This window comes from Lacrimispora amygdalina, assembly GCF_900205965.1.
Taxonomy (GTDB): domain Bacteria; phylum Bacillota; class Clostridia; order Lachnospirales; family Lachnospiraceae; genus Lacrimispora; species Lacrimispora amygdalina_A.
The window spans coordinates 15,916-30,477 of sequence record NZ_OAOF01000032.1 but is presented as its reverse complement, the minus strand read 5'-3'; the positions used below and the strand labels follow the sequence as shown (position 1 = coordinate 30,477).

15 protein-coding genes are annotated in these 14,562 nt (G+C 41.4%); 1 reads left to right on the top strand and 14 read right to left on the bottom strand.

Annotated features, from left to right (window positions below; translation table 11 throughout):
- The first annotated feature begins 386 nt into the window (after positions 1 to 386).
- A complete protein-coding gene (locus CRO04_RS23950) occupies positions 387 to 644 on the top strand; it encodes a hypothetical protein (RefSeq protein WP_207654513.1) in 258 nt (85 codons plus the stop codon).
- A 108-nt stretch (positions 645 to 752) separates the two neighbouring features.
- Here the strand turns inward: CRO04_RS23950 and CRO04_RS23945 are convergent, their stop codons facing one another.
- The 14 genes from CRO04_RS23945 to garD all read right to left on the bottom strand — a co-directional run bounded on the left by CRO04_RS23945 (position 753) and on the right by garD (position 14,443).
- Positions 753 to 1,577, bottom strand: a complete 825-nt coding sequence (locus tag CRO04_RS23945; protein ID WP_242974625.1) for a phosphorylase — start codon at positions 1,575 to 1,577, stop codon at positions 753 to 755.
- 139 nt (positions 1,578 to 1,716) lie between these two features.
- Positions 1,717 to 2,019 (bottom strand): pentapeptide repeat-containing protein, encoded by a 303-nt coding sequence (locus CRO04_RS26975; RefSeq protein WP_242974623.1) that lies wholly within the window; start codon positions 2,017 to 2,019, stop codon positions 1,717 to 1,719.
- A gap of 69 nt (positions 2,020 to 2,088) precedes the next feature.
- Positions 2,089 to 2,541, bottom strand: a complete 453-nt coding sequence (locus tag CRO04_RS26970) for a hypothetical protein (protein ID WP_242974621.1) — start codon at positions 2,539 to 2,541, stop codon at positions 2,089 to 2,091.
- A gap of 457 nt (positions 2,542 to 2,998) precedes the next feature.
- Positions 2,999 to 3,355, bottom strand: a complete 357-nt coding sequence (gene rplT, locus CRO04_RS23930) for a 50S ribosomal protein L20 (protein ID WP_097006770.1) — start codon at positions 3,353 to 3,355, stop codon at positions 2,999 to 3,001.
- Between the two features lie 30 nt (positions 3,356 to 3,385).
- Positions 3,386 to 3,583, bottom strand: a complete 198-nt coding sequence (rpmI, locus tag CRO04_RS23925) for a 50S ribosomal protein L35 (protein ID WP_013272956.1) — start codon at positions 3,581 to 3,583, stop codon at positions 3,386 to 3,388.
- Between the two features lie 27 nt (positions 3,584 to 3,610).
- The gene (gene infC / locus CRO04_RS23920; protein ID WP_097006769.1) at positions 3,611 to 4,105 is read right to left on the bottom strand and encodes a translation initiation factor IF-3; all 495 of its coding nucleotides are present in this window, start codon (positions 4,103 to 4,105) and stop codon (positions 3,611 to 3,613) included.
- A gap of 422 nt (positions 4,106 to 4,527) precedes the next feature.
- Positions 4,528 to 4,842, bottom strand: coding sequence for a DUF1540 domain-containing protein (locus CRO04_RS23915; protein ID WP_097006768.1), 315 nt, complete (start codon positions 4,840 to 4,842; stop codon positions 4,528 to 4,530).
- A gap of 105 nt (positions 4,843 to 4,947) precedes the next feature.
- Positions 4,948 to 6,909 (bottom strand): threonine--tRNA ligase, encoded by a 1,962-nt coding sequence (gene thrS, locus CRO04_RS23910; protein WP_097006767.1) that lies wholly within the window; start codon positions 6,907 to 6,909, stop codon positions 4,948 to 4,950.
- A gap of 359 nt (positions 6,910 to 7,268) precedes the next feature.
- Positions 7,269 to 8,180 carry an AEC family transporter gene (locus CRO04_RS23905; protein WP_097006766.1) on the bottom strand — a complete coding sequence of 304 codons (912 nt, stop codon included), beginning with the start codon at positions 8,178 to 8,180 and terminating at the stop codon, positions 7,269 to 7,271.
- Positions 8,181 to 8,250: 70 nt separating this feature from the next.
- Positions 8,251 to 9,321 (bottom strand): branched-chain amino acid aminotransferase, encoded by a 1,071-nt coding sequence (locus tag CRO04_RS23900; RefSeq protein ID WP_097006765.1) that lies wholly within the window; start codon positions 9,319 to 9,321, stop codon positions 8,251 to 8,253.
- 153 nt (positions 9,322 to 9,474) lie between these two features.
- A complete protein-coding gene (locus CRO04_RS23895) occupies positions 9,475 to 10,836 on the bottom strand; it encodes an MATE family efflux transporter (protein WP_097006764.1) in 1,362 nt (453 codons plus the stop codon).
- 160 nt (positions 10,837 to 10,996) lie between these two features.
- Entirely contained in the window at positions 10,997 to 12,145 is a 1,149-nt protein-coding gene (gene fucO / locus CRO04_RS23890; RefSeq protein ID WP_097006763.1) for a lactaldehyde reductase, read from the bottom strand.
- A gap of 134 nt (positions 12,146 to 12,279) precedes the next feature.
- Entirely contained in the window at positions 12,280 to 12,849 is a 570-nt protein-coding gene (locus CRO04_RS23885) for a TetR/AcrR family transcriptional regulator C-terminal domain-containing protein (RefSeq protein WP_097006762.1), read from the bottom strand.
- A gap of 76 nt (positions 12,850 to 12,925) precedes the next feature.
- Positions 12,926 to 14,443: a galactarate dehydratase gene (gene garD / locus CRO04_RS23880; protein WP_097006761.1), complete on the bottom strand. Its 1,518-nt coding sequence runs from the start codon at positions 14,441 to 14,443 to the stop codon at positions 12,926 to 12,928.
- Positions 14,444 to 14,562 lie beyond the last annotated feature (119 nt).

The window sequence follows — 14,562 nt, the reverse complement described above, 5'->3', positions numbered from 1 at the left end:
AAAATGGTTTGTAAGATATTCATAAAAGAATTTTACAATAAAGTTACACAAAGAAAAACCCCAAACCCCTCATGAGTGAGGGGCAGGGGAGTTGAGAGTGTCGAAGACACTTTTTTATTGCGCTTTAATTAATACATATTTTTTCATCACCACACATATATAATACTGTACATACCTGTCAAGGTGGTACTTAGGTGCTGTTACCAGCACCCGCATTTCCGGGCGGAAGTCTCAATCTCCTGTAGACTTCCGCCCCTTTTTATCCTTTTACCGAATTTGTTAACTGCATTTCCCGAAGTTCATATAATAGTATTAACAAAGACGAAAAGGATAAAAATATGCCCCCATTCCCACCTTACGGCAACCCTCCAGGCGGTCCGGTACCTATGGGACCACCACCATCAACTGCACCGTCAAAGCCCACGCAGGCGCGATCTGCCACGAAGATGGTAAGCCCCGGTTCCATGCAAAACTGCATAGGACGTTTTACCTATATATGGATGAGCAACGGACAGGAATTCTGGTTCTTTCCAATCCAGATATGGCGTGACAGCGTATCAGGCTTCCGCTGGGACAGAAGATTCGGTTGGTCATACGCAGGTATCTCTTTAAACCGGATTGATATGTTTACCTGCTCCTGGTAAAACAGTAATATTTCATTAACTTAAAATAAAATTATGTATAAGATACATGTATTGTATATAGAAAGGAGCGATAAAAAATCGCTCCTTTCGCCTTCACATCTGTGCAGCTCACTGCCCGCCTTTATTATAAAAGAACGCTGTTATGATTTTAGGAAAAAGTTCACTACGCACCTTTTTTCGATACTGCATCTCTTCTGATGTACGACCACTTACCAGCGATTTATGAACAATCGTATTATCAGAGACACTAAGGAGTGCCGCCATTGGAATGCCAGCAAATTCTGCTGCCCGAAAAGCCGCTGCTGTTTCCATTTCTATAATATTACAACCCATTTCGATAATTTCATCAATATGTACAAACTGAGCAAATACTGTATCAGTGCTATAATTATTTCCAATATGCCATTTTATACCATTTTCTTCACACACATGGCTGGTGGCTTTTTTTAAGCAATTAAACATCGTTTTATCTGGATATTGTTTCTCTCCAAAAACATCCCCATCTGCAAGTTTTTCCGAAGCTAAGTAACGACTCGCACCATCACCACAAATTGAATATTCCGGAATCACTATATCTCCAATACCCATTTTATCATCTAAGGCCCCGACAGATCCAATGAAAATAATTTTCTTACATAAAGTAACACCCAATGCCAATATAACATCCATTAATACAGGTGCACCGATTCCTGTTTTTATATAACTAATTTCCAAGCCTCCAACCGCAAGATTCCATACTTTTATTGATGAATATTCAGATTCACTTAAATATTCAAAAGTTCCAAATTGGGGAAAAGTAGGTGGTTCCCACCATGGTGCGATAATTACGTTCTCATGTATTTGGTTTGGATCTACGCCTATGCTATGAATACAGATATCGCGCTCAGTTGACCCAAACCTTTCCATACTTCCAATTAAATCCTGGTAATTCATTAGTAATCTCCTACCATTACGAGTATTTATTAACAACTATAATATCAGAATATCTTAAAATTACAACTATCAATATTAAGTTTTCAATGTACGGCAAGCTCCTTATCGCAAAATTAGTTTTATAACTTCAACCAATATGTTATCTCCATGTTAATGGATAATCTAAATACAAGGGCAATTTTGTGTTTCTATTACCTTTTGCGGCGTTTATTTGCCCTTGTGATAAAAATACTGCATCTCTCAAATTTGCATTGCTAAAATCTGTGTCTCGCGTATCAGCCCCTAAAAATATTGTTCCATCGAACACACAAGTATTAAAATTTGCAGCAATTAATAACTTTGTACTCAAATCCAATCCACTAAAATTTTTACTTTGGAAATTTTTTCCTAATAAAACTGATGGGCATTTTTTGTTTTCGCTGTACATGCTTTTTTGAAGCAATCTACAAACCTGTTTCAATAACACATTTGCTTTATTTCTATAGTTTTCTAAATTAAATTTTAAAATGTCCTAGGGTACAGAATTACATATTATTTCATTTTCTTGTATTAGGGATTTGATATTACTTTTCAATATCTTGGCTGGAAGAAGTGACATAGATTCTAACAAAAAATAACGTATTTGATACAGTTGAAACACTACTATATATACATCAAAAATTTCTTTAGCCTTCCCTGGTGTATTCTGCCACGTTTGCCCGAAATAAATAGACTGTGTTACCTGTTGACCCGCACCGAAGCAATCATACCCAATGCAGCCTTTCATTTTCTTTTTTTCAAGTTCTCCATGAATTTTACACTGATAATTTTTTTGAAGATTAGAACACGGTTTTTCCGCTTGTTTATCTTCAGGAAACCCATCCATTTTCGAAAAAAACAACGCAGTGCAACATAGTCCACTACATTGTGAACAATCCGATTTCAATGATTGTAACGATATTATATTTTCATCATGTATTTTCATCACCTATCTGCTCCAATCGTACCTGTCTATATTTCCGATATTATATTATAAAGCATCTGTTTATTTGCTTTGTAATAAATAATTATCAAAAATAGAATACCATTCAACTAGCTAACTATCAATCAGGGTCAAGCATAGTGACCCACTCTTCTCCATCATACTGCTCATAGCAATTTTGCACCTAACATAGTTGCTTTTTGTATTGCATCCTTTAACTCATTTTTATCGGTTACAGCAAAATCTAAATGCGCCATAAGTTTCTTGTTCATACACAACTGGCCAAAAGCAATTTAACTTTTCTTGAGACAGGACTAAATGCGCTGGAGAAAATAGACTGGTATGGTGAAACTGAATTTGTATACCCTATTTGTGGATATAGCAAAGCTAATGCAAAGAGGATTAAAACACCAAATAAAAAACCCCGAAAACGCGAGGTTTCCGAGGTCATATATTTAAATTAAGCCACTTTGGATTTTGCAAGCTCAGCTAATTTTGCGAAACCAGCCGCATCATTAACAGCCATGTCAGCTAAAACTTTTCTGTTTAAATCAACACCAGCCAGCTTTAATCCATGCATAAATACGCTGTAGGATACGCCATTGATACGTGCTGCTGCATTGATACGGGCAATCCATAACTGTCTGAACTGTCTCTTTCTTTCTTTTCTGCCTGCATAAGAACTTGTTAAAGCTCTCATTACGGACTGTTTTGCTACTCTATACTGTTTGGAACGAGCGCCTCTGTAGCCTTTAGCCATCTTTAACACTCTGTTATGTTTTTTCTTAGCGTTCATACCGCCTTTAATTCTTGCCATCGGTCTTTCCTCCTTCTCAACTTAAGAATTCTATAAATATGGTAAAATCTTTTTCATTACTTTTGCATTGGTTGCATCAGTAACAATATCTTTTCTAAGATTTCTTTTTCTCTTAGTAGATTTCTTAGTTAAGATGTGAGATTTGTAAGCTTTATTTCTTACAAGCTTTCCTGTTCCTGTAACTTTGAAACGCTTTGCAGCTGATTTGCTTGTTTTTAATTTAGGCATTGTATTTTCCTCCTTGATAATGTTCTTTTAGCGTTTTGCGGTTAAAAACATAACCATGCTTCTTCCTTCCACTTTCGACGGTTTGTCAATGGTCGCAATATCTGATAATTTCTCAGCGAAATCATCTAAAATATATCTTGACTTTGACATATGCGCCATCTCACGACCTCTGAAACGTAAGGTTACCTTAACTTTATCTCCTTTTTCGAGGAACTTCCTTGCGGCGCCCATCTTTGTGTTTAGATCATTAGTATCAATGTTGGGAGATAAGCGAACTTCTTTTATTTCGATTACCTTCTGTTTCTTTTTAGCTTCTTTTTCTTTTCTTGCCAGTTCATAACGATATTTGCCGTAATCGATGATCTTGCAAACCGGTGGTTTTGCGGTAGGAGCAATTTTAACTAAATCAAGTTCTGCTTCCTTTGCCATCTGCAACGCATCTTTGGTTGCCATAACTCCAAGTTTTTCTCCATTCTCACCAATTAACAGAATTTCTTTATCTCTGATCTGTTCATTAATCATTAAATCGCTAATTGTCGTGCACCTCCATCATATTGTGTGTGTTGGTCGGAATCACATTGCTGCCTATAGGCATAAAAAAAGTAGATAGACAAACGCTATCCACCACCAAAGTCTCTACACAGTATACCTATGTATTAAAGGCTATAAACCAGGGACACTTGCTCGTGCCGTGGTGAGGCGGATACCTACTTTCCTGTCTGTTGTTTCCACAACTTTTATTATAATACTACATATTAAGTAATATGTCAATGTATTTCTCATCATTTATTTGAATTTCCTGTTGCCATTGGTTAAAACGGAGATTCAATCGGATAGACCTGGCATGAAAGGGGTCAACTCCAATATTGCTACTGCCATCCGTGTTCCTTTAATATAGAAGAAAGACAAAGACCAACGGACTCGTCTGCCTTTGTCTTTCTTTTTTATCTGGACTTAAATGTAGCACACTCCGTATGCTCGGATACTCTTGCTCCGTCACCCGCAATGCCGATGTGCTCTGCGGAACAGTGGCGGCCCTCATTGTATACACAGTTAACCGCTTCACAATCCACTTCCAGTCTGCTCTCCGGTGTTTTGAATAAGTTGTGGAAAGAACCGTCTTTGTTCTCATCAAAGCTGCCGCAGCAGGTATCAATCGTATCCTTTGCCTGGGAGCCTTCTACAATAATCGCAGACTTGCAACAGCAATTATCAGAATTGTGCAGACAGCTTGTTACATTGCAGTCTAATTTTGTCATGTCCGTTTCCTCCTGGAATTCTTATTGAGATTTTCTTTCAGGAGGTATTATGCGCCGGGGGTGAGGAAAATATTCTCATGAATATCTCCTCTGTCCCGGTATATATTATTTCGATTCTTCTGTTACATTAACCATTTTGATCTCTTTGGTACGAATCTCACGGCAAATCTCATCGATGAAGTCTGTAAGCGGACGCTGTCCCTCATCTCCGTTAAAGCGGCTGCGTACGGAAACCACGCCGTCTTCCTCTTCTTTCTGTCCCACTACCAGCATATACGGCAGCTTAGAAAGACGTGCCTCCCGTATTTTATAGCCGATTTTTTCTGCACGCTCATCTACGGTAGCAAGAACTCCGTTTACTTTCAGCTGTTCTGCCACTTTGCCTGCGTACTCATGGTATTTTTCGGAGATAGGAAGAACACGGACCTGCTCCGGACATAACCAGGTTGGGAACGCACCCTCATATTTTTCAATCAGCCATGCAAGCGTTCTTTCATAGCAGCCGATGGAGGTTCTGTGTATAATATAAGGACGTTTTTTTGTTCCATCCTTATCTACAAAGCTCATATCAAAACGTTCTGCCAGGAACATATCCAGCTGAATGGTAATCATGGTATCTTCCTTGCCATATACATTCTTTGCCTGAATGTCAAGTTTGGGACCATAGAAAGCGGCTTCTCCCACTGCTTCCGTATACTCAATTCCGATATGATCCAGAATCTTACGCATCATTCCTTCCACTTCATCCCACATTTCAGGAGTTCCAAGGTAATGGTCTGCATTGGCAGGATCCCATTTAGACATCCGATAAGTCACATCACCTTCCAGACCCAGAGTAGTTAAGCAGTATTTTGCAAGATCCACACAGCCTTTGAACTCATCTTCAATCTGATCCGGGCGGACAATTAAGTGACCCTCGGAAATGGTAAACTGACGTACACGGGTCAGTCCGTGCATCTCTCCTGAATCCTCGTTACGGAAAAGAGTTGATGTTTCACCGTATCTGCATGGAAGATCGCGGTAAGACTTCTGGCTCTGTTTGTATACGTAATACTGGAACGGACATGTCATAGGACGAAGTGCAAATACTTCATCATCCTTTTCCTCATCTCCCAGAACAAACATTCCCTCTTTGTAATGATCCCAGTGATCGGAGATGATATACAGATCCCGCTTTGCCATAAGTGGAGTTTTGGTTCTCATATAACCGCGTCTCTCTTCTTCATCCTCGATCCATCTCTGCATGGTCTGAACTATCTTTGCGCCCTTTGGCATTAAAAGAGGAAGGCCCTGTCCGATGACATCAACTGTGGCAAAAAGCTCCAAGTCACGACCAAGCTTATTGTGATCCCGGTTTTTAATATTCGCCAGATACTCCAGATATTCATTCAATTCGTCTTTTTTAGAAAATGCTGTCCCGTATATACGGGTGAGCATGGCATTCTTCTCGCTTCCTCTCCAATATGCGCCGGAAGATGAAGTCAGCTTAAATGCTTTAATCGGCTTTGTGCTCATAAGATGGGGTCCTGCACAGAGATCGGTAAAATCTCCCTGTTTATAAAAAGAGATTTCCTCTCCCTCCGGAAGATCTAAAATCAGTTCTACCTTGTAAGGCTCCCCTTTCTCTTCCATAAATTTAACAGCTTCCTCTCTGGGAAGAGTAAAACGTTCAATAGGAGTTGCTTCCTTAATGATCTTTTTCATCTCTCCTTCTATTTTATCAAGATCCTCTCTTGAAAAGGAAGGAGTATCAAAGTCGTAATAAAACCCATTCTCAATAGAAGGTCCAATCGCCAGCTTTGCCTGAGGATAAAGGCGCTTTACTGCCTGCGCCAGAATGTGGCTGGTGGTATGGCGGTAAGCTGCCAGACCTGCAGGATCACTGACTGTTAAAATGCTTAAGCTGCAATCTCTGTCCACTGTAGTTCTTAAATCCACAACCTCTCCATCTATCTCGCCTGCACAGGCATTTCTGGCAAGTCCTTCACTGATATCGGAAGCGATATCAATCACTGACATTGCGTGATCATACTCTTTGACTGAACCGTCTTTCAGTGTAATCTTCATTGTTCTAATCTCCTTTACCAATTAATTTAATCATGGATCAAATAAAAAAAGCCCCTTTCCATATGTCTCCATACAGAAAGGGACGATTCTAACGTAATAAATCGCGGTTCCACCCTACTTGAAAGAATGATTCCTCATTCAAACCACTTAAACTGATGATAACGGAATCACCGTTCCCGATTAAGGGACGCTCCAAGCTGGTCTTCTCCTGATATTCCGGCAAGGCACTTTCACCATATGTGCCTCTCTCTGCGCTTTTCTGTCAGGATACTGGTCTTGTCACCGCTTTATCTTATTTGCATTTCTATGCCTAAATTATAACACTCAAAAACATTTTGTCAAGCGTCAAAAATATTTTGTTATAAAAGGAGAATCAGTGCAGCAGTAATCGCAACAATGCTGATAACGATTGACAGGGAATTGATTGCACTTGCCATCTCTATATCGCCTTTCAGATCTGCAGTGAATGCAGGGGCTACAGCGGCAATCGGACCCAGAGTAACTATGGCTAATGTCTGACGGACCTCTAAACTAAAAGGGGAAAGAAAATAAAAGCCCGCTGCCATGATGACAGCAATTGAATACCGCATCCCAAGCATCCGAATAATTTTTTTTATTTTCTCTTTCTCCATTCGGATCTCAAATCCGATACCAAGCATCAGCAGCGCCAGAAATGCATTGGCTGCACCTGCAGTATCTGCAAAACTGATTATAATACCCGGAAGCCTGATCTTTAAGATGCTTAGCATAGTCATGATCGCATAGGCATCAAAAGGAACTGAGGAAAAAAGCTTCTTCACCATCTTACCAACAGAAGGTTTTTCCCCTTCTCCCGCCACCATGCTGGCAAGAGAATAGGTCATTCCTGTACACATCACTGAATTACCTGCATCAAAAAGGCTGGTGGCTGCAAACCCCACAGGGCTTAAAAAACTCTGTACAAAAGGCATGGTAAAATTCCCAACATTGTAGCCGGACATATTAAGCATAGCGAAGGCTTTACTGTCTCCGGAACGGGTAAGATTGGTAATATAGCCGATCCCTATTGTCACAAAATTACACAAAATTCCAATGATACACATGGTAAGAAGGGAACGCTCCATGGTAATCCTGCTGAAATTGGAAACAATGGCAGCCGGCAGGGTTATCCTGATCACTACTCTGGAAATCAGATAAAAATCCTTTGCCTGAAAAAAACCGGTCCGCTTCAGTAAGTAGCCCATCAAAATTATTGCCACAAAGGCTGCTGCCCTCATTAGTACTGCCGTCATAAAAACTCCTTATTCTGTCTTTCAACAAACTGACGGCGGTGCCTATGCCCCGCCAGTCGTTCTTTTTCTGTTATTTTACTTCTACGCTCCAGCCTTTAGGTCCAGTTACCCTGCCAAGCTGTATACCGGTTATGGTATCGTAGCATCTCTGGGTGAGTTCACCGATCTTTCCGCCGCCTATGGACATTCTCTCATCCTCAAAACGAAGCTCACCAACTGGTGAAACCACTGCTGCCGTACCGGTTCCAAAACATTCTTCCATCTCTCCGGATCTGGCTGCAGCCACCACTTCATCTACGGAGATCCTGCGTTCTTCCACCGGAACTCCCCATTCTCTGCACAACGCCAGAACGGAATCCCTTGTTACACCCGGCAGAATGCTGCCGTTTAACTCCGGTGTGATCACAACGCCGTTAATCTTAAAGAAGATATTCATAGCACCGACTTCTTCGATGTATTTACGCTCAACACCGTCAAGCCACAACACCTGGGAATATCCTTCGTCATGAGCCTTGACCTGGGCAGCAAGGGAAGCAACGTAGTTTCCTCCGGTCTTTGCTTCACCGATTCCACCTTTTACCGCTCTCACGTAATCGTCTTCGATCCAGATTTTAACCGGATCAAGTCCGCTGGCGTAATAAGCGCCGACTGGTGACAAAATAATCATGAACTTATAAGTATGAGAAGGTCTGACTCCTAAAAATGGATCCGTAGCAATCACAAATGGTCTGATGTAAAGGGATGTTCCCTGCTTTGTAGGAATCCAGTCCTGATCTACGCTTACAACCGTCTTTAACGCCTCCAGAAACAGCTCTTCATCAATCTCCGGAATACAGAGTCTGTCATTGCTCCGGTTCGCACGCTCAATGTTTTTATCCGGGCGGAACAGAAGGATTCTTCCATCTTCGGTTTTGTATGCCTTTAAGCCTTCAAACATCTCCTGGCCGTAATGAAACACCATGGAGGAGGGTTCCAGTTCCAGCTTATGGTAAGGCACAACTCTTGGGTCATACCACCCCTTCCCTTCCTCGTAATCCATTTCAAACATATGATCCGTAAATATGGTACCAAATGTCAAAGGATTATCTTTGCCTGGTTTTTCTTTCGGGCAAGCGGTTCTCTCAATTCTTATATTCTGCATGTTATACTCTTCCTTTCCCATACCGGCATATCGTCAGCTTTTTTAATTTGTTTATCATTATCTTCCAAAAAACAGCTGCTGTCAAGAAATTTCACCCCATTTTAATCTATCGAAATGGAATCAGATTCATAACTTTTTGTTATATAATGGAATTTATGATTTTTTTCCGTTTAATTCCGGCCATACTGTAGCCAGCATGGTGATAAAACAGGCACCTCCTCCGATCAGATTGGAAACCGGCTCTGCCATTAACACTCCATAGACACCATTCCCCAACACAAGGGGGAGTAGGATGATAAGAGGAATAACTATTACAACCTTTCTGAAAATAGAAAAAAATACTGCCCTTTTTGCCTTTCCCAGCGCTACAAAAACCGATTGCCCGGCAAATTGGAGAGACATGAGGAAAAATCCGAAATAGTAAATCTGCATGGAAGGTATACCTGCTTTTAAAAGCTGCCCATCCTGATTAAAAATACGGATAAAAAATTCCGGAAAGCGGTGAACCATAATCCACATTGCAGTCGTGTATACAATAGCTACCAGAGAAGTAAATCGAATGGCCTGTTTCACCCGCTTGTATTCACCAGCACCATAATTAAAGCCCATGACTGGCTGTGAGCCATTGGTTATACCACTGACGGGCATGGATATTACTTCTCTGACTGAATTAATTACCGTCATAATTCCAACATACAGATCACCTCCATAATGCTGAAGGGATGAGTTGTACATAATCTGTACCAGACTGTTGGTAATCGACATGGTAAAACCGGACATTCCCAGCGCTGTAATGGACTTAATCCGGTGTCTTTTCAGGCGGAATGCAGAAAGCTTCAGCCGCAGAATGGTCTTCTTCCCAGTTAAGAAAAGCACAATCCAGAGAGCAGAAAGAAACTGGGATATGATTGTAGCAAAGGCAGCGCCTTTTACCCCCATATCCAGGGCAAAAATAAAGATGGGATCCAGCAGAATATTAGCTGCCGCCCCAACCAGAACTGTCGTCATCCCAATGGTTCCAAACCCCTGGGAATTAATAAAGCTGTTCATCCCCAGCCCGGTCATTACAAAAACACTGCCAAGTAGATAAATACTGATATACTGGCTGGCAAACGGATACGTCTGGTCACTGGCGCCAAACAGATACAGCATCGGTTTCTTAAAAAGCAGTCCTACAACAGTAAGAGCAATTCCAAATGCAATAAGAAGAATAAAGGAGTTACCCATGATCTTTTCCGCTTCTTCTTCATTCCCCCTGCCCCGTTCAATGGAACACAAAGGCGCTCCTCCCATTCCAAATAAATTAGCAAAAGCGATTACTATAGAAATAATAGGAAGACAAAGCCCCAGTCCGGTGAGAGCCAGAGTAGAATTCTCAGGAATCCTTCCAATATAAATTCTGTCTATGATATTATAAAGAACATTAATCAGCTGAGCAAGTGTCATGGGAACTGCCAGCTTTAATATATTCCCAACTATATTCCCTTTTGAAAAATCATTCTTTGTATCTGCCATAAGTTCACTGCCTTTCTTTACTATGCTGCCATTATGGGCACTCTTTTAATGATAGCATGGATATTCTGATTTTGCATCCTTTTTTTTCCAGTCCCACTTTTCTCCTGCAGCAGTAAAAAGCCGGTTCCATGACAGGAACCGGCAGACAGATAAACAACGATTACATAAGGGAACGATATAACCGGATAAAGTCTTCCAGACTGGCTTCTCTGGGATTGCCGGGAGCACAGGCATCTGCAGCAGCTGATTCAGCCAGAAATGTAATATCCTCTTCTTTTGCGATACTTTTTAAATCAACGGGAATTCCCACATCTGCAGAAAGCTTTTTAACTGCACCGACTGCAGCCCTTCTGTATTCCTCCTTGCTCATGGAATCTGTTCCTTCCACACCCATTGCTTTTGCTATATCACGATACTTCTCCCCAGTTGCTTCTGCGTTAAACTCCATGATCGTTGGAAGGAGGATCGCATTGGCCACTCCGTGAGGGGTATCATAAACAGCTCCCAGAGCATGGGCCATAGAATGTACGATTCCAAGGCCGCAGTTTGAAAATCCCATTCCTGTAATATATTGTCCAAGTGCCATTCCTTCTCTGCCCTCGGAGGTATTCTCAACTGCTCCCCTTAAGCTTTTACCAATCAGCTCTACCGCTTTTATATTAAACATATCCGTAATAGGATTGGCACCTTTTGTGATATAACCTTCTATGGCATGAGTAAGTGCATCCATACCTGTAGCTGCTGTCAGCCCCTTTGGCATGCTGGACATCATATCCGGATCAACAATTGCCACAACTGGGATGTCATGAGGATCAACACAAACAAATTTTCGTTTTTTCTCTACATCTGTAATTACATAGTTGATGGTCACTTCTGCCGCAGTACCAGCCGTGGTAGGCACTGCTATAATCGGAATGGACGGATTCTTAGTAGGCGCAACCCCTTCTAAGCTTCTCACATCTGCATATTCCGGATTTGCAATAATAATACCAATTGCTTTACAGGTATCCATAGATGAGCCGCCTCCGATGGCAATGATGTAATCAGCACCGGATTTTTTGTATGCTTCTACTCCGGTCTGCACGTTCTCAATTGTGGGATTGGGTTTGATATCAGAATAAATCTCATACTCCAGCCCGTTTTCTTCCAGTATTTTTGTTACCTTCGCGGTAACCTGGAATTTAATTAAATCAGGATCTGATGCGACAAATGCCTTTTTGAACCCTCTTTTTGCAACTTCACCGGGAATCTCAAGAATGGCGCCTGCGCCGTGATAGGATGTTTCATTTAAAATAATTCTGTTTGCCATGGTAATCTCTCCTTTCAATCTGTTATAATTTTAACAACAGTGGTCCAAAAAATAAAGTTACAGTCCCGGGTTATTGTAACATATGTTACATTACCTCCAAACTGTAACTTTATTTATGTGCATTAATACTATAATTATACCAGATCTGCTTCTTTAAAAACCGCAGACAGCTTAGGCGGCATAGCTTCTACAAGAGTTTTAGCCATATCCTGCGGCGTCTTTTGCATCCCGGACAGAACCCACTTAACAGTCATATACACAGATCCACGGCAATACATCTCCAGCAGGAACTCAATCTCATCGGATAAAGGCTCCTGTCTTCTGCGGATTAACAAATCCGTATAAAATCCCATAATCAGCTCGAAATCATGCTCCTTTAAAGAATTATAATCGTCAGAACGGAATGCGCCCGTAAAGAAAACCGATTCCTTCTGAATGAACTGAAATTTTTCACTGAGACTCTGGCAGATAGTCTTGTCCACGCCGATCTGGGCAAATGATTCCAGAACCAGCTTATCAAAATACCAGTTAATCAAATCATACTTATCCTTAAAATTGCGGTAGAATGTCTGCCTTGTCATCTGACAGCCGTCTACAATATTCTGAACCGTGATTTTATCCACCGGTTTCATCTTCATGCAGCTCTTTATGGAATCTGCCAGCCTGTATTTTGTTTTTTCATTCTTAATTGGATATCCAGCCATATCTCGCTCCTGTTGGTTTATATGATTCTATTTTATCACAACAGAAGGGTTTTGTGAACCTGATGCCTGTAAGTGCCTACGTAATCGGCGCCGGGTTAAAGATGCAGAAATCGTTGTGGAGTCTGTATTTTTCCGCCCAGGTCTGTTTTCTCCCACTTGCCACATCAATTATCTCCCGAAACAGCAGAGTCCCGATTTCTTCTATGGATGCTTCACCGGTTGCAATTGGTCCTGCATTGATATCAATCAGATCCATCCATTGGTTTTTCATATCATTCCTGGAGCAAACCTTAACGACCGGAGCAATCGCCAGACCGTAAGGAGTGCCTCTTCCAGTCATAAAGACCTGTAAACCGATTCCACTGGCCAGCTGACACGGACCACATACAATATCACTGGCAGGTGTAGCCGCATAAATTAATCCTTTTTTAATCGGCTTCTCCGCTGGAGAAAGCACCTCTACGATAGGAGCGGTCCCTGATTTCGCTATGGAACCCATGGCTTTCTCCACAATATTGGCAAGTCCTCCTTTTTTGTTTCCAGGAGTAGGATTGGCGCTTCTGTCAACTTCCCCTTCCTTAAGATAATTGTCGTACCACTTCATTTCCTGAGCCAGCTTTTTGCCTGTTTCTTCATTTACACACCGTTCTGCAAGCAGGTAGACTCCGTCACGTACTTCCGTCACTTCAGAAAACAGTACGGTAGCTCCGCCCTTTACCAGCATATCCGACGCATATCCGGCTGCCGGATTAGCTGTCACTCCGGAAAAGGCATCACTGCCGCCGCACTGCATCCCAATTAATAAATCAGAAAGAGGTAATGTCTCCCGTCTTCTTTCATTTAAAATTTTAAGCTTCTTTTCCGCCATTTCCATCAGAGAATTGATCATCTCATCAAATCCCTTTTTCTCCTGGAGAATAATGACATTTTCTTCATTGATATCGGCTTTCTCGCAAAGCATATCCACCGTAAACTTTTCACAGCCAAGGCCAACCACCATTAACTGCCCTCCAAAATTGGGATGCTTAGATAAATTGCGAAGAGCGCGTATAGGTATTTGAGCCTCCGGAGCATTGATTGCGACACCGCAGCCGTATGCATGGTTGATTGGAACAATATCGTCAACATTAGGATATTTATATAGAAGCTCCTGCTTCATTTTTTCTACTGCTACATTTAAAACTCCGGTGACACACTGCACCGTCGTACTGATTCCCAGTATATTTCTGGTTCCTGCCGGACCTCCCCATGGATTTTTATATCCCTCCCATGAAGTAACGGGCGGATCTGGCAGATTCGTAACAAGGTTGGTGGAATATTTCATATCATCAACATTGGGCGGTTCCGGAAGTTCCAGCATATGTTCATTGATCCAGTCTCCCTTTTTTATCGGTTTGATGGCGTAACCAAGTATCACTCCATAGCGAATGGTTTTACCCCCCTCCGGAATATCTTCCAACGCGATTTTATGGGCCTGGGGGATATCCTGGTGAGCGATAACACCCTCCATAACTTCCATGCCCGCTTTGATTTCATTCACAGCAATTGCCACATTATCCTGTTCCCTGATCTTTACGTATAATGGTAAACTCATATTAACTCCTTTTTCAATCTGCCTTCTACTGCCAATTTGCTTTTAAATCAGCTTTTTACTCTATTATATTTGCTCATTTACCATTTGTAAAATTAATAGATTTTAGATATCTCTAATTT

Excerpts from the sequence above, each read along its gene's own strand:
- CRO04_RS23950 (WP_207654513.1), top strand. The coding sequence starts at position 387 with ATGGGACCACCACCATCAACTGCACCGTCAAAGCCCACGCAGGCGCGA.
- CRO04_RS23945 (WP_242974625.1), bottom strand. The coding sequence starts at position 1,577 with ATGAATTACCAGGATTTAATTGGAAGTATGGAAAGGTTTGGGTCAACT.
- CRO04_RS26970 (WP_242974621.1), bottom strand. The coding sequence starts at position 2,541 with ATGAAAATACATGATGAAAATATAATATCGTTACAATCATTGAAATCG.
- rplT (WP_097006770.1), bottom strand. The coding sequence starts at position 3,355 with ATGGCAAGAATTAAAGGCGGTATGAACGCTAAGAAAAAACATAACAGA.
- rpmI (WP_013272956.1), bottom strand. The coding sequence starts at position 3,583 with ATGCCTAAATTAAAAACAAGCAAATCAGCTGCAAAGCGTTTCAAAGTT.
- infC (WP_097006769.1), bottom strand. The coding sequence starts at position 4,105 with ATGATTAATGAACAGATCAGAGATAAAGAAATTCTGTTAATTGGTGAG.
- CRO04_RS23915 (WP_097006768.1), bottom strand. The coding sequence starts at position 4,842 with ATGACAAAATTAGACTGCAATGTAACAAGCTGTCTGCACAATTCTGAT.
- thrS (WP_097006767.1), bottom strand. The coding sequence starts at position 6,909 with ATGAAGATTACACTGAAAGACGGTTCAGTCAAAGAGTATGATCACGCA.
- CRO04_RS23905 (WP_097006766.1), bottom strand. The coding sequence starts at position 8,180 with ATGACGGCAGTACTAATGAGGGCAGCAGCCTTTGTGGCAATAATTTTG.
- CRO04_RS23900 (WP_097006765.1), bottom strand. The coding sequence starts at position 9,321 with ATGCAGAATATAAGAATTGAGAGAACCGCTTGCCCGAAAGAAAAACCA.
- CRO04_RS23895 (WP_097006764.1), bottom strand. The coding sequence starts at position 10,836 with ATGGCAGATACAAAGAATGATTTTTCAAAAGGGAATATAGTTGGGAAT.
- fucO (WP_097006763.1), bottom strand. The coding sequence starts at position 12,145 with ATGGCAAACAGAATTATTTTAAATGAAACATCCTATCACGGCGCAGGC.
- CRO04_RS23885 (WP_097006762.1), bottom strand. The coding sequence starts at position 12,849 with ATGGCTGGATATCCAATTAAGAATGAAAAAACAAAATACAGGCTGGCA.
- garD (WP_097006761.1), bottom strand. The coding sequence starts at position 14,443 with ATGAGTTTACCATTATACGTAAAGATCAGGGAACAGGATAATGTGGCA.